Annotated in this window: 14 protein-coding genes; 4 read left to right on the top strand and 10 right to left on the bottom strand. The window is 62.4% G+C overall.

Annotated features, from left to right (window positions below; translation table 11 throughout):
* Positions 1–8 precede the first annotated feature (8 nt).
* The 5 genes from trbJ to trbB are packed head-to-tail and all read right to left on the bottom strand — an operon-like array spanning position 9 to position 4,910.
* Positions 9–791, bottom strand: coding sequence for a P-type conjugative transfer protein TrbJ (gene trbJ, locus Q4G24_RS00240; RefSeq protein ID WP_303364487.1), 783 nt, complete (start codon positions 789–791; stop codon positions 9–11).
* Positions 788–3,298, bottom strand: coding sequence for a conjugal transfer protein TrbE (trbE, locus tag Q4G24_RS00245; protein ID WP_303364488.1), 2,511 nt, complete (start codon positions 3,296–3,298; stop codon positions 788–790). Before trbE ends, trbJ begins: the two co-directional genes overlap by 4 nt.
* A 6-nt stretch (positions 3,299–3,304) precedes the next feature.
* A complete protein-coding gene (locus Q4G24_RS00250) occupies positions 3,305–3,586 on the bottom strand; it encodes a VirB3 family type IV secretion system protein (protein ID WP_303364489.1) in 282 nt (93 codons plus the stop codon).
* Positions 3,586–3,918 carry a TrbC/VirB2 family protein gene (locus Q4G24_RS00255; RefSeq protein ID WP_028092936.1) on the bottom strand — a complete coding sequence of 111 codons (333 nt, stop codon included), beginning with the start codon at positions 3,916–3,918 and terminating at the stop codon, positions 3,586–3,588. Before Q4G24_RS00255 ends, Q4G24_RS00250 begins: the two co-directional genes overlap by 1 nt.
* Positions 3,915–4,910, bottom strand: a complete 996-nt coding sequence (gene trbB, locus Q4G24_RS00260) for a P-type conjugative transfer ATPase TrbB (RefSeq protein ID WP_303364490.1) — start codon at positions 4,908–4,910, stop codon at positions 3,915–3,917. The genes Q4G24_RS00255 and trbB overlap by 4 nt, the downstream gene beginning before the upstream one ends.
* A 601-nt stretch (positions 4,911–5,511) precedes the next feature.
* On the opposite strand from trbB, the gene Q4G24_RS00265 reads away from it, so the two are divergent.
* From Q4G24_RS00265 to Q4G24_RS00280, 4 genes are read left to right on the top strand one after another with little or no spacing between them, the layout of a single operon-like run.
* Positions 5,512–7,272, top strand: a complete 1,761-nt coding sequence (locus Q4G24_RS00265) for an SIR2 family protein (protein WP_303364491.1) — start codon at positions 5,512–5,514, stop codon at positions 7,270–7,272.
* A complete protein-coding gene (locus Q4G24_RS00270; RefSeq protein ID WP_303364492.1) occupies positions 7,272–8,720 on the top strand; it encodes a hypothetical protein in 1,449 nt (482 codons plus the stop codon). The genes Q4G24_RS00265 and Q4G24_RS00270 overlap by 1 nt, the downstream gene beginning before the upstream one ends.
* A 26-nt stretch (positions 8,721–8,746) precedes the next feature.
* Positions 8,747–9,700 carry a hypothetical protein gene (locus Q4G24_RS00275; RefSeq protein ID WP_303364493.1) on the top strand — a complete coding sequence of 318 codons (954 nt, stop codon included), beginning with the start codon at positions 8,747–8,749 and terminating at the stop codon, positions 9,698–9,700.
* Positions 9,687–13,379, top strand: a complete 3,693-nt coding sequence (locus tag Q4G24_RS00280) for a DEAD/DEAH box helicase (RefSeq protein ID WP_303364494.1) — start codon at positions 9,687–9,689, stop codon at positions 13,377–13,379. Before Q4G24_RS00275 ends, Q4G24_RS00280 begins: the two co-directional genes overlap by 14 nt.
* A 280-nt stretch (positions 13,380–13,659) precedes the next feature.
* On the opposite strand, the gene Q4G24_RS00285 is transcribed toward Q4G24_RS00280, so the two are convergent.
* The 5 genes from Q4G24_RS00285 to Q4G24_RS00305 form a co-directional block, all read right to left on the bottom strand.
* Positions 13,660–14,097, bottom strand: coding sequence for a CopG family transcriptional regulator (locus tag Q4G24_RS00285; RefSeq protein ID WP_303364495.1), 438 nt, complete (start codon positions 14,095–14,097; stop codon positions 13,660–13,662).
* 2 nt (positions 14,098–14,099) lie between these two features.
* On the bottom strand, positions 14,100–16,085 hold the full coding sequence (locus Q4G24_RS00290) for a conjugal transfer protein TraG (RefSeq protein WP_303364496.1): 1,986 nt from the start codon (positions 16,083–16,085) through the stop codon (positions 14,100–14,102).
* A 26-nt stretch (positions 16,086–16,111) separates the two neighbouring features.
* Entirely contained in the window at positions 16,112–17,866 is a 1,755-nt protein-coding gene (locus Q4G24_RS00295; protein WP_303364497.1) for a VirD2 family relaxase/mobilization nuclease, read from the bottom strand.
* 243 nt (positions 17,867–18,109) lie between these two features.
* Positions 18,110–18,874 carry a lytic transglycosylase domain-containing protein gene (locus tag Q4G24_RS00300; protein WP_303364498.1) on the bottom strand — a complete coding sequence of 255 codons (765 nt, stop codon included), beginning with the start codon at positions 18,872–18,874 and terminating at the stop codon, positions 18,110–18,112.
* Between the two features lie 2 nt (positions 18,875–18,876).
* Positions 18,877–19,212: a DUF736 domain-containing protein gene (locus tag Q4G24_RS00305; RefSeq protein WP_303364499.1), complete on the bottom strand. Its 336-nt coding sequence runs from the start codon at positions 19,210–19,212 to the stop codon at positions 18,877–18,879.
* Positions 19,213–19,218 lie beyond the last annotated feature (6 nt).

The raw sequence follows: 19,218 nt of genomic DNA on the forward strand, positions 1-19,218 counted from the left end.
TCCCGGCCTCAGTTGAACATTTGCGCGTTGCCGGGCTGGTAGCCCGCGCCCGGCGTCAGGAAGCGCTCGCGCTGGATGCGGCCCTGTTCTGCAGCGGTGGCACGCTCGGCCTCGGTCAGCGCGTTGGCGCGACCGTTTGCCGAGATCACCGCGATCAGATCCGAGAGCTGCTGCGATTGCAGCGCGAGGAGCTGGTTGCCCGCCTGCGTGGCCTGCAGAGCACCGACAGCGTTCTGGCTCTGCCCCACGAGCGCGGACATCTCGGCACGATTGGCTTCGATATTGCCAACGACTCCGGCCTGCACGCGCATCGAATCCTGCAGACCACCAACGGTGTTCTCCCAACGGGACCGGGCCTCAGCGATCAGCTGCTGGTCGGTCGCCGTCAGGGAGAGGTTGCCATAGTCCTGCTGGAACATCTGGTCGATGCTCTGCACGTTGAAGGCGATGTTCTGCGCCTGGGCCAGGAGTTGCTGTGTGCGGCTGACGTTCTGCTGGATTTGGTGGAGCGCGGAATACGGCAGGTTGGCGAGATTGCGCGCCTGGTTGATCAGCATCTGCGCTTCGTTCTGGAGCTGTGCGATCTGGTTGTTGATCTGCTCCAGAGCGCGCGCCGCGGTCAGGAGGTTTTCGGCATGGTTGGTCGGGTCGTAGACGATGAAAGGCCCCCCGCCGATGCCGAAGAGCGCATGGGCGGGGGGCGCTGCGATGGGCGACATGGCCATGGGCATCGCCAGCGCGAGGGCGAACAGCGACGGGCCGGCGAACCGAAACGTAATCTTGCGTGTCATGGTGTGACTTCCTCTTCTTCAAGGTCGATGTCGGCGTCCTCAACAACAGCGGAGGCCGGAGATTCCCCTTCTGCGTCGATGGCGAGATTGGTGAGGTCGGGGATCAGGTCGGCGGCCCAATCGAGGCCATGCGCCTTCAGCCAGGCGGCGAGGAAGCCGTCTTGGCCGTGCCCGGCGCAGATTTCGGCAATCAGCGCCTGATCCGATTTGGACGACGCCGCGCAGAGTGCGAGTCCGACATCGCTGAGACCCAGCTCGAACAGCCGGTTGCCGCGCCGCGACTGACAGTAGTAGTCGCGCTTGGGCGTGGCTCGCGCGAGGATCTCGATCTGCCGGTCATTGAGGCCGAAGCGGCGATAGATCGCGGTGATTTGAGGCTCGATGGCCCGCTCGTTCGGCAGCAGGAGCCGCGTCGGGCAGCTTTCGATGATCGCCGGCGCGATGGTACTGCCATCGATGTCGCTGAGGCTCTGCGTCGCGAAGATCACCGAGGCGTTCTTCTTCCTCAGCGTCTTCAGCCACTCGCGGAGCTGCTCCGCGAAGGCATCGTCATCGAGCGCGAGCCAACCCTCGTCGATGATGAGCAGCGTGGGTCGTCCGTCGAGCCGATCACCGATCCGGTGGAACAGGTATGAGAGGACGGCGGGCGCCGCGCCAGTTCCCACCAGCCCCTCGATCTCAAAGGCCTGCACATCCGCCGATCCCAGTTGTTCGGTCTCGGCATCGAGCAGCCGGCCATAGGGTCCACCGACGCAGTATGCGCGGAGCGCCTGCTTCAGGTCGTTGGACTGCAGCAGGACCGCGAGGCCGGTGATGGTCCGCTCGCCCACAGGGGCCGAGGCCAGCGAGGTCAGTGCCGTCCAGATATGTTCCTTCACATCCGGGGTAATCTGGATGTTCTCGCGCGTCAGGATGGCGACAATCCAGTCAGCCGCCCAAGCGCGATCCGACGTCTCGTGAATGCGGGCCAGCGGCTGTAGCGAGACGGAACTCTCGTCCGCGTCGGTCAGCTCTCCGCCGAGGTCATGCCAGTCGCCGCCCATGGAAAGCGCGGCGGCGCGGATAGAACCGCCGAAGTCGAAGGCGAAGATCTGGCTGCGCGAGTACCGCCGGAACTGAAGCGCCATCAGCGCCAGCAACACGGATTTGCCCGCGCCGGTCGGGCCGACGACGAGTGTGTGCCCGACATCGCCGACATGGAGAGAAAACCGGAACGGGGTGGAGCCTTCGGTCCTGGCGTAGAGCAACGGAGCGTCGCCGAAATGCTCATCCTGTTCCGGCCCCGCCCAGACCGCCGAGAGCGGGATCATATGGGCGAGATTCAATGTGCTGACCGGAGGCTGCCGGACATTGGCATAGGCATGCCCGGGCAAACTTCCGAGCCAGGCATCGACCGCATTGACCGTCTCGACCATGACGCTGAAATCGCGGGACTGGACGATCTTCTCGACCAGCCGCAGTTTCTCGTCAGCGCGGCGGACGTCCTCGTCCCAGACCGTGATCGTGGCCGTGACATAGGCCATACCAGCCAGATCCGCGCCGAGTTCCTGCAAGGCCATATCCGCGTCAGCGGCCTTGTTCGCCGCGTCTGTATCGACCAGCGCGGATTGCTCGTTGGTCATCACCTCCTTGAGGATCGCGGCGATGCTCTTGCGTTTGGCAAACCACTGACGGCGTATCCGGGTCAGCAGCTTGGTTGCGTCCAGCTTGTCCATGAGAATGGCCCGGGTCGACCAGCGATAGGGAAAGGCCAGCCGGTTCAACTCGTCGAGCAGGCCCGGGGTCGTGGCGCCGGGATAGCCGGTGATCGTCAGGACGCGGAGATGGTGATTGCCCAGACGCGGCTCCAGCCCGCCGGCCAGCGGCTGGTCGGGCAAGAGCGCGTCGAGATAGACCGGCACCTCGGGCACGCGCACGCGGTGCCGGTTGGTCGAAATCGTCGAATGCAGGTAGGTCAGCGTAGCGGCGTCATCGAGCCAGTGGCAGTCCGGCATGAAGCCGTCGAGCAGCGCCAGCACGCGATCGGTGCGGTCGATGAAACCGCGCACCTGTTCCCAGGGGTTCACACCTGAGGTCTCGCGGCCCTCGTAGAGCCAGGACTCCGAACGCGCCGCGTCCTCGGCAGGCGGAAGCCAGAGGAGCGTCAGGAAATAGCCGGAGACGAAATGGCTCCCCTCCTCCTCGAATTCGGCCTTGCGCTCGGCATCGACCAGCGCCGATGCCGCATCCGGAAAGATGCTCACCGGATACGTCGCGGCCTCAGAGCGCTGTGCTTCCACGAAGATCGCCCACCCGGAGCCGAGGCGGCGGAAGGCGTTGTTCAGTCGTCCGGCGACCGCGACCAGTTCGGCCGCGACCGCGCTGTCCAGATCGGGCCCCCGAAACTTCGCCGTCCTCTGGAACGAGCCATCCTTGTTAAGGACCACGCCCTCCCCGACCAGCGCGACCCAAGGCAGGTAGTCGGCAAGGCGCGAGGCGGTGCGACGGTATTCTGCGAGATTCATCATGGGAGTTCACACCGAGAGATGACCGGGAATGCGCAGATGGCGGCGGGCGACCTCGACGAAGAGCGGATCGCGCCTGGCCGCCCAGACGGCAGCGATGTGGCCAACGGCCCAGATCAGGATCCCGACCAGCCAGAGCTGAAGTCCGAGGCCGACCGCACCTGCGAGTGTGCCATTCAGAATGGCGACCGAGCGTGGGGCTCCGCCGAGGAGGATCGGCTCGGTCAGCGCGCGGTGAACCGGCACGCTGAACCCCGGTATGGCGTCGAGGGCTTCGAAACTCAGCGCCATCAGATCAGCGCTCCGCCACCGAAGCTGAAGAAGCTCAGGAAGAAGGACGAGGCCGCAAAGGCGATGGAAATCCCGAATACGATCTGGATCAGCCGCCGGAAACCGCCGCCGGTATCGCCGAAGGCCAGCGTCAGGCCAGTGACGATGATGATGATCACCGCCACAATCTTGGCGACCGGCCCCTCAACGGAGTCGAGGATGGATTGCAGAGGCGCTTCCCAGGGCATGGAAGACCCGGAGGCATGAGCGGCCGGAGCGATGAACAGGCTGACGTAAGTGGCGGCGACCGCAGTGGCGATGTGCTGGCGGATGCGCAGGGCGTGACGGATCATTCGGGATCTCCTTGTTCGTGAGTGGTGGGATCTGAAATGGCAGGTGAAATCCGGTAGTCGCCGTCCGGCCCGAGGCCCTTGACGCGGGCGAGTTCGGCCAGACGACGTGCGGAGCCGCGTCCGGACAGGACGGCCACGAGGTCGATGGTCTCCGCGATCATGGCGCGGGGCACGGTAACGACGGCTTCCTGGATGAGCTGCTCGAGACGGCGCAGCGCGCCAATCCCGGAACCGGCATGGATGGTGCCGATCCCGCCAGGATGGCCGGTGCCCCAGGCCTTGAGCAGGTCCAGTGCCTCGGCGCCACGCACCTCACCGATCGGAATACGATCGGGGCGCAGACGCAGCGAGGACCGCACCAGATCGGACAGGCTGGCAACACCGTCCTTGGTGCGCATCGCCACGAGATTCGGCGCGGCGCATTGCAGTTCGCGGGTGTCTTCGATGATCACGATGCGATCGGAGGTCTTGGCCACCTCGGCGAGCAGCGCATTGGTCAGCGTTGTCTTGCCGGTCGAGGTGCCGCCAGCCACCAGGATATTAGCACGGTCCGCCACCGCCTGGCGCAGCGCCTCGGCCTGCATCAAGGTCATGGTCCCGGCGGTGACGTAATCTTCAAGGGTGAAGACGGCGACGGCGGGTTTGCGGATGGCGAAAGCCGGAGCGGCAACCACGGGAGGCAGGAGCCCCTCGAAGCGCTCGCCAGTTTCCGGCAATTCTGCGGAAACGCGAGGAGCCAGGCCATGAACTTCGACGCCAACATGATGGGCGACGAGGCGAACAATACGCTCGCCGTCCGCTGCGCTCAGCGTCTTGCCGCTGTCGGCCAGCCCCTCGGAAAGTCGGTCGACCCAGAGCCGCCCATCGGGGTTGAGCATCACCTCGACGGTCATGGGGTCGTCCAGAAACCCGGCGATCGCCGGCCCGAGCGCGGTGCGCAGCATCCGCGCGCCTCTCCGGATCACTTCTGGTCTCTGATCGGTCTTCGCCATGCCGGCCCCGTTCCCTCACGGGCGCCTCCAACAGGCCGCCCTGGATCGGGGTCGATTAAAGAAGCCGTAAAAGCCTAGGACTCAACAGAGTTCCGAGGGGCGTAGTAGCGTGGCGTGTAAAGACAGGGAATCGGCGGATCGTACCCTAGCCCATGCCACGGGGAACGCGTCATGATAACCGTCGCTAGAACGTGGTGTTGAGTGCAGAGAGCGGACTGATGGCATGGCAGCATGACAGGCGAAGGGAGCCCGGGAATGGGGTCATGCTTGACTCGAGACGATGAAGATCCCGCAAGTTGAGAAAAACCGTTTGACGTTGGCGCGGCGGGGCGGGTGCTATCGTCACATGCCGCGCAAAGGATTACCCGCTGGTTTGCTATCTGGGACAGATAATCCTGTTGCATTCACTTAGCATAGTCCAGAGCTTCGAAGTACCGGAGTTCCCATAGCGCGTACATTGCCACAGGAGAGAAAAATCAGTTCCATCCCGAATATTAGCGCCGCTCAGTTCGCGACCGCCTTCGCACTAAGACCAAATCTATTGACATGGTTTCTCGGAGCCGGTGCATCGGCCGCCTCCGGTATTCCGACCGGCTATGCCATGATCCGCGATTTCAAGGCGCAGATCTTTTGTCGCGAAGCAAACCTGTCAAAGCGCGAGATCGACACCGCTGACCCGATCTGGATCGACAGGATCGATGCCTTTTTCCGCCAAAACTCGCTGTTGCCGCCTGACGGTGATCCTACGGAATATGCCAAGGCCTTCGAAGCGGTTTATCCTGAGGCCCGGCATCGCCGACAGTACATAGACGATGCGATCTCCAAGGGGACTCCCTGTTTTGGACATAAGGTGCTTGGCAGTCTTATGGCTGCCGGCAAGGTCGATTGCGTTTTTACGACCAATTTCGATCCGCTGATCGAGGAGTCGACGCTTTCGGCAAATGGGATTTTGCCAGTAGATAACCAGAACCGCCCAACTGTGGCGGCGATCGATTCTGCCGACCGTGCCATGCGGTGCCTCAATGAATCGGACTGGCCGTTGGTCGCTAAGCTCCACGGTGATTATCAGTCGATCGCGATTAAGAACACGGGATCGGAACTGGAGGAACAGGATGCCCGGATGCGGCATGTGCTGGTGGAATCCGGCAAGCGCTTCGGAATGATCTTCGTCGGTTATAGCGGACGCGACGCTTCGATCATGGAGGCGCTGAACACGGTTCTAGATGCGCCTTCGCCATTTCCGAACGGAGTGTACTGGCTCACCTCTTCAGCTTCGCGTTTACTGCCCGCAGTGATCGAATTCTTGGAGCGCGCCGGAGCAGCTGGCGTGGACGTGGCTGTCGTTGAGTGCGCGACCTTCGACGAACTGGCTGCCGATATCATCAAGATATCCGACCTCCCCCAACCGCTTCTAGATCGCGTGATGGAGGGGCGACCTACACCGCGCCTCGTGCCCGTTCAGATTCCACATGCCAAAGCCCGCGCCTTCCCGGTGCTGCGCTATTCGGCAATTCTGCTGCAATCGATGCCGACCGTAGCCAGACGCATCAGGCTCAACCAATCAACGACATCGGTCGAGGTCCGCGAGTTCTTCAAAGCGAAGGGATATCGCGCAACAGCGGCCGCTTTGGGACGTGAGCTAGCAGTGTTTGGGCGTGACCAGGAAATCCTGGACGCCTTGGCTCCGCTTGGCCCATCGCTCGCTGGAACGATCGAACTAGATCCCGTCGCCGATAGCTGGGCCACCGGTTTGCTCTACGACACGCTCGTACGATCTCTCGCCCGACAACGCCCGCTCATCCCACGTTATAGGCGTTCCGGCCATTCGCTCGTCGTTGCCGCACCGCGCGACTGCGATGATCCTGAGCGAACGCGGGGCCAGCAACAGATCCTATCCCGGTTACGCAATGCGTACGGCACTAGTCTGTTTGGTGCAGTACCTAAGCTTGGTTTCCCGTTTCAGGAGGGCATCCACCTCAAGCTGGAACAGCTAGATGGGAAGTGGTGGTGCGGCTTCGAGCCCTACACGTTCGTCCAGTTTCCCCGGCAAGACACCTCCCAAACGGATGGTGCGGAGGGGCTGGTCGCCGAAAAAGCTCCGACTGAAATGGGTATACGAGCCGAGCACCGAGGCGATCCTGCCGGCGACTGGCGCCGCGAGCGATGGGCTCCGCGCTACAATAGGAATTGGGCCAGCATTATTGGAGCCTGGGCTCAGCTTCTAACCGAAACAGGGGGCACGACTCGAAGCGCTTTCGGCCTCGAAGATGGCACTGGCATTGATGCCGTATTCAAAGTGTCGCCCGTGACGGGGTTTAGCCGACCGTCGCATCACCATAGCTACTTCGACAGGAGAAAATGATGGGGAACCCAGCCCTCACCGAGCTGCCGCCATTCACGCTCTTGGAGGAGCCAAACCTGTCGTTTTCGCCATCCGACACCAACCAGATAGATGTCCATCCGTTGCGCGGTCTCCTTAATTTCGGGCCGTATTCGAAAGGGTCATTTAGCGGATACACACCCCGCATTCGAATTTCGACGGTTGGCCCGGAGAGCGCTTTCCATCGTCGTGGCGACTTGATGAAGCTGTTGTGGGGCGTGCATCGCCCTTCCGACCGATCAGAATATGTACCGGAATATCCCGGTTTCGAGCGCCTGTTCCGCGTGTCGCTCGAAGCCGCGCCCGCGAGCGCGCACATCAAGTGGCCGGAACACCTCGACCAGCTGCCGGGAGCCGGCACTGCCCAGCAGCGCCTATTTTTTACAATGGATGCCGCGCTCCGCCGCCTCGACGCCGTTTGCAACGAATTCGACGTTGTGCTGGTCCACTTTCCCGAGAGCTGGGACACGGCGACACGTGGAAAATTCTTTGACGCACACGACGTGCTTAAAGCTTTGGGTGCTAAGTATAATATTCCGACCCAAGTCCTGAATGATCGCGTCTTCACCTTCAGCTACAAGGCTTCACTTGCTTGGCGTCTGTCGACCGCACTCTATGTGAAGGCTGCGGGCACGCCGTGGAAGCTTGCGCCACTGAAAGGCGTGCCTGCGGATACCGCCTACATCGGGTTGGCCTATGCCCTGCGCGGTGACCAGCAAGACGTGGATTATGTGACGTGCTGCTCTCAGGTCTTTGACATGGACGGCGGCGGCATGCAGTTCGTTGCGTTCGAGGCGCGAGACCCGGTGGCTGACGTAGCCGAGGCTCGCAGGAACCCCTTTCTTAGTCGGGACGATATGCGCGCAGTCCTCGCCCGTAGCCTGGAACTCTATCAGGGTCGCAATGGTGGCAACCTACCAAAACGCATGGTCATTCACAAAACGACAGCCTTCAAAGAGGCCGAAATCGAGGGTGCGTTCGACGCGCTTGCTGGTGTAGCGGAGATAGAGTGTGTCGAGGTCAACTCGGCATCGTGCTGGCGCGGCGTCTGGCTAATCAAGTCGGGGGTGGAGAAACCGCTGTCAAAACCCTCTGGATTTCCCGTGCCGCGCGGGACGATGGTGATCCGCACGGGCAATTCTGCCTTGGTATGGGTGGCCGGCAATGCTCCCGAGGTCTCGACCAAAGGCGATTACTATCAGGGCAAGAAGAGCATCCCCCGGCCGCTACAACTGATCCGTCATGCCGGCAGCGGACCGCTCGAATTGACCGCTCATGAGGTGCTGGCGTTGACTAAGATGGATTGGAATAACGACGCGCTTTACGACCCTGTGCCGGTTAGCATTCGCTATTCGCAGAAACTCGCCCGCACGATAGCGAACGTCCCGGACCTCCCGCGAAATGTCTATCCATATCGCCTGTTCATGTAGGTATTCTAAGATGAGTACGCCCTGATATGCTGCACACCGAACCACCTCCATCTGCCACTCTTGCGCGCATCTTGCACCCAACGACTGCCGGATCGGGTTCCTACGGCCACCTGCTTCTCGAGCAGCAGGTCACTGCTCTTTCAGATGCTGACATAGCTGAACTGCGCCCTTATTTTGAGTCGGCCCATCAGGACGCACGCGAGGTGTTTCATGCGGCCGCCCGGATTTCACTTCATCCCGAAGATGGCGAAAGGGGAGATCATGCAATCTATCCCAATTGCCTCCCACCAAAGACGATCCGCGGCCTTTTTGGTGAGGTCATGTGCGGGATCGTAGCGGAAAACTACAGCCTAGTCGGGGGCAAGACATGGAGCGTGCCGATCTTCCTTTTCCGTGAGCATGCCCCGGTCGCGCGATACATCTTCGATCTCGTGCGAGATCCAGCACGGGTCAAGGAAGTGCACGGACGCCCTGGCAATGACTTCATCGGCCTTGAACTCGCTGTGGACGGAACCGTTTTGGCCTTTATCGCGGGGGAAGCAAAATGGCGCGCCGATCTAACGGCCTCGACGATTGACACGATCATGAAGGGCGACGGCCAGGGTAAAGGCGCAGCGCGGGTGTGGGCCGACAATGGCGTCTGGAACGACATCAACACAGCCCTGCTGATCCCTCAGGGAATTCAGCAGATCTGCGATCTCCTGAAGATCAAGGATCGCGACGGATATGCCCACACGATCTTTTCACTAGACGAGGCGCTCCTAACGGATGTTGGGCCGCCGCGCACTGACATGGTGTTGATCGCCGGCAATCGTGCGGCGACGCGCGCGGTCGGCACCGCTCTGCTTCCGACAGCGATGCCTCCCGCGGACTATACGGCTGGGCGGCCGCTGCAGATCGTCGAGATCGTGCTCTTGGGCGGCGAGAACATGATCGAACGACTCTACGCATCACTTTGGAAGACCAATGGCGGAGCTTGACGAGGAACGGAGGGCACTGGCGGAAAGCTTTCGCTTAGGTCACGCAATCGAAAATGCGCTAACGGCCCAGCAAGCGCGCTTGTTCGTGCGCTCGATACAAAACAGTTGGGGCGTCCAGCCGCTGACCTGGACGCAACGTCAGTCGCTTGAGCTGTTCAGCGACGCGCGGCGGCTGTTACATGCAGCTGGCATCTTCGAGGATACTGACGGCCCCGATAGCGAAGCGGCGGCATCCTGCTATCGCCGAGCAGGAGAATTGCTCGAATGGCTCTCGCGATCACACGATGAGGTTACACGGGAGGTTCCCACAGAGGTTCTTGCTGCAGGCGCCTATCAACTAGCCGGGCTTCCAGCGATGGCAACGGGAATTTTGCGGCGCTCTCAGGTAGGCGGTGCTGGCGGCATCATTGTCGCATTCCTGTCCTGTGACTTTGATTCTGTCCTGGGGCGCACTGCGATCTTCTGGCAGGAAAATTTCGAGCTCACGAGGCGAGATGGCTCCGCACACCTGCTGGATGCCGCCGAAGACAGCGCCGGGGGATCTTTTCCACCGATGCCGGAGCCAGGCAGAGAATCGGATGCGGAGGAACAGGATACCCCTCGTCAGGCATCCTTCAGCCCTCTCGCGTGGTACCTCGTCGTAGAGACTATCCGCTCGCTCGGTTTGTTGGCTGAAAGCCTGCGGCGGGGCGAACAGACCCGAACGGGAATCGCCCTAGAGAAGCTGAAAACATTGGCCGATATCGCCACACGTTGGACCAATGATGAGACATGGGTAATGCTGCGCCTGGTGTTGGCAGCAGCCGAACGCTTCGTGCGGAATAGTCTGCATCGACGTGCTACAGCTCTCGTTGAAGACACGCCAGCGGCAGCCAATCAGCTACGCCGCTTTGCACGCGAGCAATTTGGACGTGGACGCGGCGTGTTGTGGGCCTCGCAGATTCAGGGGATCGAGCGACTAACGGATGGAAACGCCTTCGCCCTCTGCACTCCGACGGGCTCAGGCAAGACGATGGTTGCCAATCTCGCGCTCGTCAAAGAGCTGCTACTTACACCTCCCGAACCCGGAGCACCGGGGCGGCTCGCCCTCTATCTCGTACCATCTCGCGCGTTGGCAGGTGAGGTCGAAGCAAAACTCAGTTCCGAGTTCCGAGGCGAGAACATCGTGATCACTGGCCTCTACGGAGGGACTGACTGGGGCATCACCGATAACTGGCTAACGACCGAAACGCCCACGGTTCTCATCGCCACCGTCGAAAAAGCCGAGGCGCTGATGCGCTACTTGGGTACGCTGCTAATTTATCGTCTAGCTTTGCTCATCATCGACGAGGCGCATCAGGTAGTGGTGGCGGGAACGCCCAAGACAATGCGCGACCTCGCGGCACACGGCGATCGATCCATTCGACTTGAAAGCTTGGTATCCCGTATCCTCGTGCTCAAGCCGAACATAGCGCGGATCGCACTTACTGCCGTTGCCGGCGGCGCAGCACCACCGGTATCGCGATGGATTGAGGGTGATGACGCTGCTGTCCCGGTAGGTCTCGGCTATCGAAGTAGTCGTCAGCTGGTCGGGGTGCTGGAATGCCGCCCTAATCAGTCCCCTTTCATCACTTTGGAACTGAATAACGGGCAGCCACTTTATGTGCGAGGTCGCGATGCACCCGTGTTCCTCGCGCTCGGCTTGCCGCCGATGCCTGACCCGCCAGCGGGGGTGAAAAACAGCCTGCATCATTATGTACAGATCCACGCGCTATGGACGGCGCTGCATCTCGCCCCGAGCGGTCGGCGTATACTGGTGTCGATTACTCAGGGCCCAGATCGCGTAATGCGGCGCTATGCCGAAGCCTTTGATCTGGCGGGGTGGTCTGCAATCGCCCCCTTTGCGCCGAGAACTGAGGATGCGCGGCGGCTGTTCGATGAGGCGCGCGCGGCCTGTGTCGACTATTGCGGCGAGGGGTCAAGCGAGGTCCGCCTACTTGATCGCGGCATCGCCACTAGCCATGGTCAGATGCCGCAACGACTGCGGCGCCTAATGGTTGAACTGATTGATAAGCAGGTGTGTCCGATCACGGTCGCCACCGCGACATTGACCGAAGGGGTCAACCTACCTTTCGATCTTATTATTCTCCCGAGCCTAGAGCGTATCGTCGAGTTCGGCACTAATGGCGCGCCGGTAACCGACATCATTCCTACCTCGGAATTCCGCAACCTCGCTGGGCGCGCAGGACGGCCCGGGGCGGCGGAAGCGATGGAAGGCCTTACCTTGGTCTGCGTGCCAATGGCGAACAGCGCGACGGCGGCGAGCAAGCAAGACGAGCAGCGCAGACAACGTGACGCCTATGTCGCAAACCTCAACCGGATGCTCCATCTACTGGCGCTCGAGGAGTCGGCCGACCTCGTGGTCTATGCGCCGCTGCAGACATTGCTGGCGTCGATCTGGACAAAGTTGCGGGATCACCTCGGACTGCGAACCGTGGCCGACCTACACAATTTCCTTGAGCAGACGATGCCCGAGGGGATCGGGACTGATCTTGGCGTCGGTTCGCCTGCACTGCTCGACATGCTAGGTGACAGCCTTGACGAGCTCGATGGTATAATCATCGCTGCCGTCGACGAAATCGAGAAGCTGGAAGGCTTGTCTGCGGCGTCGCTCGAAGCCGCCCTGAGTCGTGTGTGGCAACGGACCTTCACCCGATATTCAAGTGCTGTGGAGAGCTGGATGGAGGCAGCCTTCATCAAACGCGGCCAAGCTGTGGTCGAGCGTCTATATCCCGACCCGGTTCAGCGGCGAACCCTCTATCAAATCGGCTTCACCCCCTATGTCGGTCGCCAGTTCCAGCAGGTGTCGCCTCAGATCAACACCGTCCTCAAGGCAGCAGCCGATTATGGCCGGCGATCGCCGGAGGCGCGCTTTACCCTTTTTTGGCAGATCGGGGAATTGGTACGAACCGGTCGAGGGTTCGGGTTTACTTCACGTGGGGCTACTGAAACCGCACTAATCGGGCGCTGGCACGAGGTAGCCGGCTGGTGGTTACAACGCGAAGGTGCGCCACCGCCACCGCCGGTGGAGTTGAGACGATGGCAGGGATTTGTTGCAAACAATCTGGAATTTCGTCTCGGGGTGGCAGTGGGCGCTGCCGTTGCAGAAGCGTGGAATGCAGGTGCCGGCGAGCTTGAGGTGCCGAGTCTAGACACGTGGCGAGCAACTAGCGGCTTGCCATGGATCGGTTTCTGGTTCCGTGAGCTTTTACGTTGGGGAACATTGGATCCGTTTGTCGCCTTCTCGCTCGCACAGGGGATCGTCGGAACAAGGGACGAAGGCGCTGCACGACGTGTGGATTATGACTTATGGCTAGTTCAACGAGGCGCACCGATTTCAGATGAGGACTTGATCGACCCGCAGCTCTTTCTCGAATGGTACAGGTCATTGCCTAAGCCGGATCGGGTCGCGGCAACGTCTAGGACAGTGAGTGCAAGCTTCACCGAAGTGGAAGGGAAACTCAGTCGGTATGCGGTTCGGCCCGTGCCCACTCCTGATGGCATTATCTGGCTGGATCCCGCAGGCTTTCAGATCGCTCAGAGCGCCTCGGTGCCTGGCGAGGCTGACATAGACTTATCGAGACGGGACTATGAGTTGGTAAACGATGGCTCCGGCGCCCGGATCGTGCGAACTTATTAGTTGAAATTATATGTCAAAATGCCAGCTTCAGCCCTGCCGCGCGGCCCTTCTTTGGCAACTTTCTCTTCGCCGGCGTTGAGCAGTCACCTTGATCAGAATACATGAAAGAAACCTTCCAACTGTAGTGCAGAAGAGCGCACGGTCGACAGACGGCCCACTTGGGAAGCTACGGCGCAGCGCCCGTCTTGGCGCCGCTAGTGGCAGCAGTGGGCCGATCAGGTCGATCATGAGGATCACTCCTACAGTCCCGATCTTTGCGGCTGAGGCAGGTGACATCTTTTCAGCCACCTGCTGCCCCGCCGCCGTCCACATCCTCCGACACCTCCTGCCGCAGCTTCGGCCCCTGGGCCAGACGCCGACCGAGAGCCGAGATAAACGCCTCGTAGCGCTCCCCTGCTTTCGCCCGTGCTGCCTTGGCTGCGGGTTCCGGCAGAGCCGGTGTTGTCGCAAGCCAGAAACGGATGAACACCGCCAGGCTTTCGACGGAGATGCCGACATCGCGCTCCAGCCGGGTGATCCGTCTGTCGATCTGATCCAGGCGCCTCGCGAGAACCGCCTCGCGGCGCTCTGCGTCATCCGGGGAGAGGAAGGATGCGATCGCGGCCTCGGCCACCATCGACTGGGATCTGTCGCGCCGGGCAGCGAAGTCTACCAGCATCTGCATGACCTCAGGATCGAGATAGACCGAGATCTTCGTCTTCTTGCGGCTCGAGGTCATGATCAAAGCTCCATGCCGTCATCGGGATTGAGGGAGACCTGGCGCGCGACACCGCGCATCTGCTGCATGATGCGGCGATTGCGGATAGCGCCATCCTCGTCTTCCTCGGGTGGGTCGAATTCAAACTCGTTCTCGAGAGGCGTCTGCCTGTCAACCGGCTGAGGCTGCGCCAGCTCCGGCTGAAGACGGCGCTCCGACGCTGTCGGGTCCTCATCCTCCGATCCCACCTTGGAGACTGGCTCCAGCTCGTCATCTTGCGTGGGCACTGCCAGACTGCTCCAGTCATCCTCTCCCGAGACGCCCACTTCCTCCAAGTCGGGTGGCGGCAAGACCCGCTCGGTGAACCGCGCATCTTCGTAATACCGTGCTTTTGTCGCCCGGATCGGTGGTGTGCCGGCCACCATGACAATCTCGTCGGATGGCGGCAGCTGCATGATTTCTCCGGGCGTGAGCAAGGCCCGCGCGGTTTCCGACCGGGACACCATGAGATGGCTGAGCCAAGGCGCCAGGCGGTGGCCGGCATAGTTCTTCATCGCCTTCATCTCGGTGGCGGTGCCGAGAGCGTCGGACACCCGCTTGGCCGTACGCTCATCATTGGTCGCGAAGCTCACCCGGACGTGGCAATTGTCGAGGATCGAATTATTCGGGCCGTAAGCCTTCTCGATCTGGTTCAGCGACTGGGCGATGAGGAAGCTCTTCAGCCCGTATCCCGCCATGAAGGCGAGCGCACTTTCGAAGAAGTCGAGGCGACCGAGCGCCGGGAACTCGTCGAGCATCAGAAGCAGCCGATGACGGTCATCCTTGCCTTGCAGATCCTCGGTCAGGCGTCGGCCAACCTGATTGAGGATCAGACGGATGAGCGGCTTGGTGCGATTGATGTCAGATGGCGGCACCACGAGATACAGCGTGACGGGGCGCACTCCCCCGACAATGTCACCGATCCGCCAGTCGCAGCGGCGCGTGACCTGGGCGACGACAGGGTCGCGATAGAGGCCGAGGAATGACATCGCCGTCGACAGCACTCCCGAGCGTTCATTCTCGGACTTGTTGAGCAACTCGCGGGCAGCACTGGCGACCACAGGATGCGGCCCCGCCTCGCCCAGGTGCGGCGTCCGCATCATGGCGCGCAGCGTCGACTCTACAGGACGCCGCGGGTCGGACAGGAAGTTGGCGACACCGGCCAGCGTCTTATCCTTCTCGGCATAGAGCACATGCAGGATAGCACCGACGAGCAGGCTGTGGCTGGTCTTCTCCCAGTGGTTTCGCCTCTCCAGGCTCCCCTCGGGGTCGACGAGGATGTCGGCGATGTTCTGGACATCGCGAACCTCCCACTCCCCACGGCGCACTTCCAGCAGCGGGTTGTAGGCCGAAGAGTTCGGATTGGTCGGATCGAAGAGGAGGACCCGACCGTGCCGGGCGCGGAACCCGGCGGTCAGTTGCCAGTTCTCGCCCTTGATGTCATGAACGATGGCCGAGCCGGGCCAGGTGAGAAGAGTGGGGACGACGAGCCCGACACCCTTGCCGGATCGCGTCGGGGCGAAGCAGAGCACATGCTCCGGCCCATCGTGGCGCAGATATTCCCGGTCATAGCGACCGAGGACCACACCATCCTGGTCCAGCAAACCGGCCGCCTTCACCTCACCCTTCTCGGCCCATCGGGCAGATCCGTAAGTCGCAACGTTGCGGGCCTCGCGGGCGCGCCAGACCGACATGGCGATGGCCACTCCGATGGCGATGAAGCCCCCCGAGGCGGCGATGATCCCGCCTGTCGCGAAGACCGGCGGCGCGTAGGCCTCATAGAAATACCACCACCAGAAGATAGCGGGAGGATAGTAGACGGGCGTCCCGAACAGCTCGAACCAGGGCGGGCCCAGCTGTGCCTGGTAGCCAAGGCTCGCGGCCACGTATTGCGTTGCGCCCCAGGTGGTGGCCAGAATGATGAGGAAGACAATGGAGATCTGCCCCCAGAGGATCTTGGTCGCGGACATGACTGTCGCTCCTTTCCGGTGTTTGATCAGAGGTCGATGCCGCGCTTGCGGCCGAAGTCCCAATCGACCCCTCCGTCCCCGCGTGCGACGCCGGTGACATCCCGGCCGAGATGCTTTTCGAGGGAGGGGGACCACGGCACGAGCTGGAAGCCGAGCGCGCCGTCGGCGCCATAGCCCTCGATCATCGCAAAGCGACCCGAGGCCAGCGCGAGACGCTGACGATAGAGGCCGCTGACGTAGTCGCCCGCCCCCGTCTTGCTGAACGGCAACCCGGTTTCCCCTGAGAGCCGCTCGCCAACCGCCTGCAGCTCCCGGTCGCGCAAGGTTCCGAGCAGGCGCCGGGCAAAGACCACTCTGCCGACCCTCTGCTCGGCCAGCCCCTCCGAGGTCAAATGATCGGCCCGGGCTTCCAGAGCCTGCCGGACCTCGGCACCAAAGCCCTGGTCCGACAGCGCGAGCGGTTCCCGCGCGATGGCCTGCCGGTCGAGCCAGGTGGCCCCGGATGCGGTCACCTGCGCAGCGAGGTCCAGGTCGGACCGGACCGCCAGCGCGACACGACGCTGGCCGCGCGCATCGTCATAGGTGCGGAGTTCCACGATAGAGCCTGGGGCACTGTCGCCGGCAGCGTCGAGATGGGGCAGACGGATATGGTGGCTCCGGCCATCGACACCATCGACCACGGCATAGGCTGTCCCCTTCAGCTCGTCATCGAGGCCCCGCTGGACCAGACGACCGATGACGGGAACATCGAGGCTCTCCGCGGCAAGGACGTAACTCGAGGACCCGCGCTCGATCCCCCGGTCCGTCAGGGCACGATGCATCCGCTTAATGATGTCGCCACGCTCCCCCATCTCCCGCAGGACCGCCTCGGCATCGTTCCTGATGTGCCATTGCGACTGTCCGATCTGGTCGGCGACCCCGAGCATTTCCAGCCGGCGCAAACGCCCGACCTTCAGTGTGTGAAACGCATCCGGCTGCCGATCCGCATCCGGCGCCATGTCGAGGATGCGCGAACGCCCCGCATCCCGCAGCAACTGACGATCGAGCTGCGTCCAGCGCTCGGCCCCGATCTGACGTTCAAGCGTCCGGCGGATGTCGAGATCACTGCGCGGGCCCAGTTCCTGGGTGACGAGATCCCGTGCCCTGTCGCGCATCCCCTCCTTGATGTAGTCCCGCGAGATCACGAGATCCTGGCCGTCGTCGCGCACACCCCGAACGATCAGATGGACATGCGGATGCGCGGTGTTCCAGTGATCGACGCCGAGCCAATCGAGAGACGTGCCGAGATCCTGCTCCATCCGCCCGACGAGATCGCGGGTAAAGGATTGCAGGTCGGACATGTCCGGCGCGTCGTCGGGCGAGACGATGAAGCGGAAATGATGACGGTCATCGCGACACCGCCCGGCAAAGGTCCGGCCATCGGCATCCTCCGTTCCCGATCCGAAGAGTCTGGCCTTCTCCCCGTCCCGGGTCACGCCGTCCCGGCGCAGGTAATCGAGGTGGGCTCCGAGAGGCGCGGACGTCCCGCTGTGCCGCACCACACGCGCCTTGACCACCGCGCCGCGCGTGCGGGCGGTGATGAGGCGGTTGGCCTGAATGCTGGCACGCTGACCGCGCCCGAAACGGGACCGATTGCCCGGGGTGACGCGCCCGGCCCGCGAGACACCACCACCGGCCTTTTTCGCAGCGGCCAGAGCCTGCGCGATGAAGGGCCGGGCCTGCTGCGCCCGGGTGGAGCGGATACGCCCCGGGCGGATGCGGAACTCGCGATCATCGGGCATGGGAGGTCCCCACACAGTGCAAAATCGCACTGAATATTAGAGCGTTAGGCACATCTCTCACGGTCCGCGCACGCGCCACACGGTGCGGAGCGCGGCGAAAACATGAACAAAAACAACCACCCAACCGCCGCGCACCGTGCGCCCTTTTATCCTGCCATCCTTCGGTCGTGGTGCCCACCACCACTCCTTGCGCCTTCCAAGACACGCCAGAGCACGACGGAATGCGAAGTGTCGTCGCGCGGATCATGGCTGGACCTCACCAGTCTCCCGCTGGACAAAGAGGCCCTCAGGCTGCGGGGTGATGCCCGCCTGCGGCACCGCCGGGACGGGTGAAGGAGTGGCGCCGACCGTCGGGTGAGGCGACACAGGATCGGTCGCAAAGGTCCCGTCGTCGCGGCTGATGAAGAGCGCCGCCTCACGCCAATCGCGCGGTCGGGCTACAGTGATAGCGGTGCCCGATGGCCGCTCGCCAAGCAGAACGGGTGCAAGCGCAGCGACATAGGCACGTGTCTCGGGAGGCAGCGGACGATCCGCCAGTCGGTATTCTTCGTAGCGGGCGGGACCGGCATTATAGGCCGCCAGCATCGCCGAGACATCGCCATAGCGGTCCCACATCTCGCGCAGATAGGCCGTGCCCGCGAGGATGTTGTCACGCGGCTCAAAAGGGTCTCGGCCGAGGCCATGACGGATGCGCAGCCCGGCCCAGGTGTCGGGCATGACCTGCATCAGCCCCATCGCACCGGCCGACGACAGCGCGCGCACATCACCCGCGCTTTCCGCCCGCATCACGGCCATGATCCATGTCGTCGGAATGCCGAAGCGCTGCGATGCCTCGGTGACCTGGGCGGCGTAGGGATGCACGGCAATTGCGTGATCGGGCGCATCGGTTTGCGCCAACAGCGGCTGCGTGGCGGTGACCGGGATGAGGAGGCCGGAAAGAAGAAGGAGGAGCATGCGGCGGCGGGCGCCGCATCTCCCCGAAGCGGGACGGGTGCAGGACATTGTCATTTTCAGTCCTGCTCATCGCGCTTCTTCGGGCGGGTCCAGTGCAGCCCCCATGCCCTGCCCTCCTCATCCGACTGGAACAGGCGGGCGCGGATCGGATGCTGGAAAACCGGATCATCGAGCACGACCGAAACGAAAGCCCCTGCGGTTTCGCCGGTGTGTTTCCAGCCAGCGCCAACCTCCGGGCCCTCCTCGTCACCGAGGTGGATACGATAGGCAGGAGCCTTCTCGGCATCGACGTTATCGGTTGGAACAAAGGTCAGCTCCAGGTCGAGCGAGAGCGTGCGAACCTGTCCGGAATAGCCGGACGGGGTGCGTGTGAATTGGCCGATCTGTGGCATTGGAAG

Source organism: Paracoccus sp. (in: a-proteobacteria), assembly GCF_030538695.1.
GTDB lineage: Bacteria > Pseudomonadota > Alphaproteobacteria > Rhodobacterales > Rhodobacteraceae > Paracoccus.

Excerpts from the sequence above, each read along its gene's own strand:
- Q4G24_RS00280 (WP_303364494.1), top strand. The coding sequence starts at position 9,687 with ATGGCGGAGCTTGACGAGGAACGGAGGGCACTGGCGGAAAGCTTTCGC.
- Q4G24_RS00285 (WP_303364495.1), bottom strand. The coding sequence starts at position 14,097 with ATGACCTCGAGCCGCAAGAAGACGAAGATCTCGGTCTATCTCGATCCT.
- Q4G24_RS00305 (WP_303364499.1), bottom strand. The coding sequence starts at position 19,212 with ATGCCACAGATCGGCCAATTCACACGCACCCCGTCCGGCTATTCCGGA.
- Q4G24_RS00265 (WP_303364491.1), top strand. The coding sequence starts at position 5,512 with ATGATCCGCGATTTCAAGGCGCAGATCTTTTGTCGCGAAGCAAACCTG.
- Q4G24_RS00275 (WP_303364493.1), top strand. The coding sequence starts at position 8,747 with ATGCTGCACACCGAACCACCTCCATCTGCCACTCTTGCGCGCATCTTG.
- trbE (WP_303364488.1), bottom strand. The coding sequence starts at position 3,298 with ATGATGAATCTCGCAGAATACCGTCGCACCGCCTCGCGCCTTGCCGAC.
- Q4G24_RS00255 (WP_028092936.1), bottom strand. The coding sequence starts at position 3,918 with ATGATCCGTCACGCCCTGCGCATCCGCCAGCACATCGCCACTGCGGTC.
- Q4G24_RS00270 (WP_303364492.1), top strand. The coding sequence starts at position 7,272 with ATGGGGAACCCAGCCCTCACCGAGCTGCCGCCATTCACGCTCTTGGAG.
- Q4G24_RS00295 (WP_303364497.1), bottom strand. The coding sequence starts at position 17,866 with ATGCCCGATGATCGCGAGTTCCGCATCCGCCCGGGGCGTATCCGCTCC.
- Q4G24_RS00300 (WP_303364498.1), bottom strand. The coding sequence starts at position 18,874 with ATGACAATGTCCTGCACCCGTCCCGCTTCGGGGAGATGCGGCGCCCGC.
- trbJ (WP_303364487.1), bottom strand. The coding sequence starts at position 791 with ATGACACGCAAGATTACGTTTCGGTTCGCCGGCCCGTCGCTGTTCGCC.
- Q4G24_RS00250 (WP_303364489.1), bottom strand. The coding sequence starts at position 3,586 with ATGGCGCTGAGTTTCGAAGCCCTCGACGCCATACCGGGGTTCAGCGTG.
- trbB (WP_303364490.1), bottom strand. The coding sequence starts at position 4,910 with ATGGCGAAGACCGATCAGAGACCAGAAGTGATCCGGAGAGGCGCGCGG.
- Q4G24_RS00290 (WP_303364496.1), bottom strand. The coding sequence starts at position 16,085 with ATGTCCGCGACCAAGATCCTCTGGGGGCAGATCTCCATTGTCTTCCTC.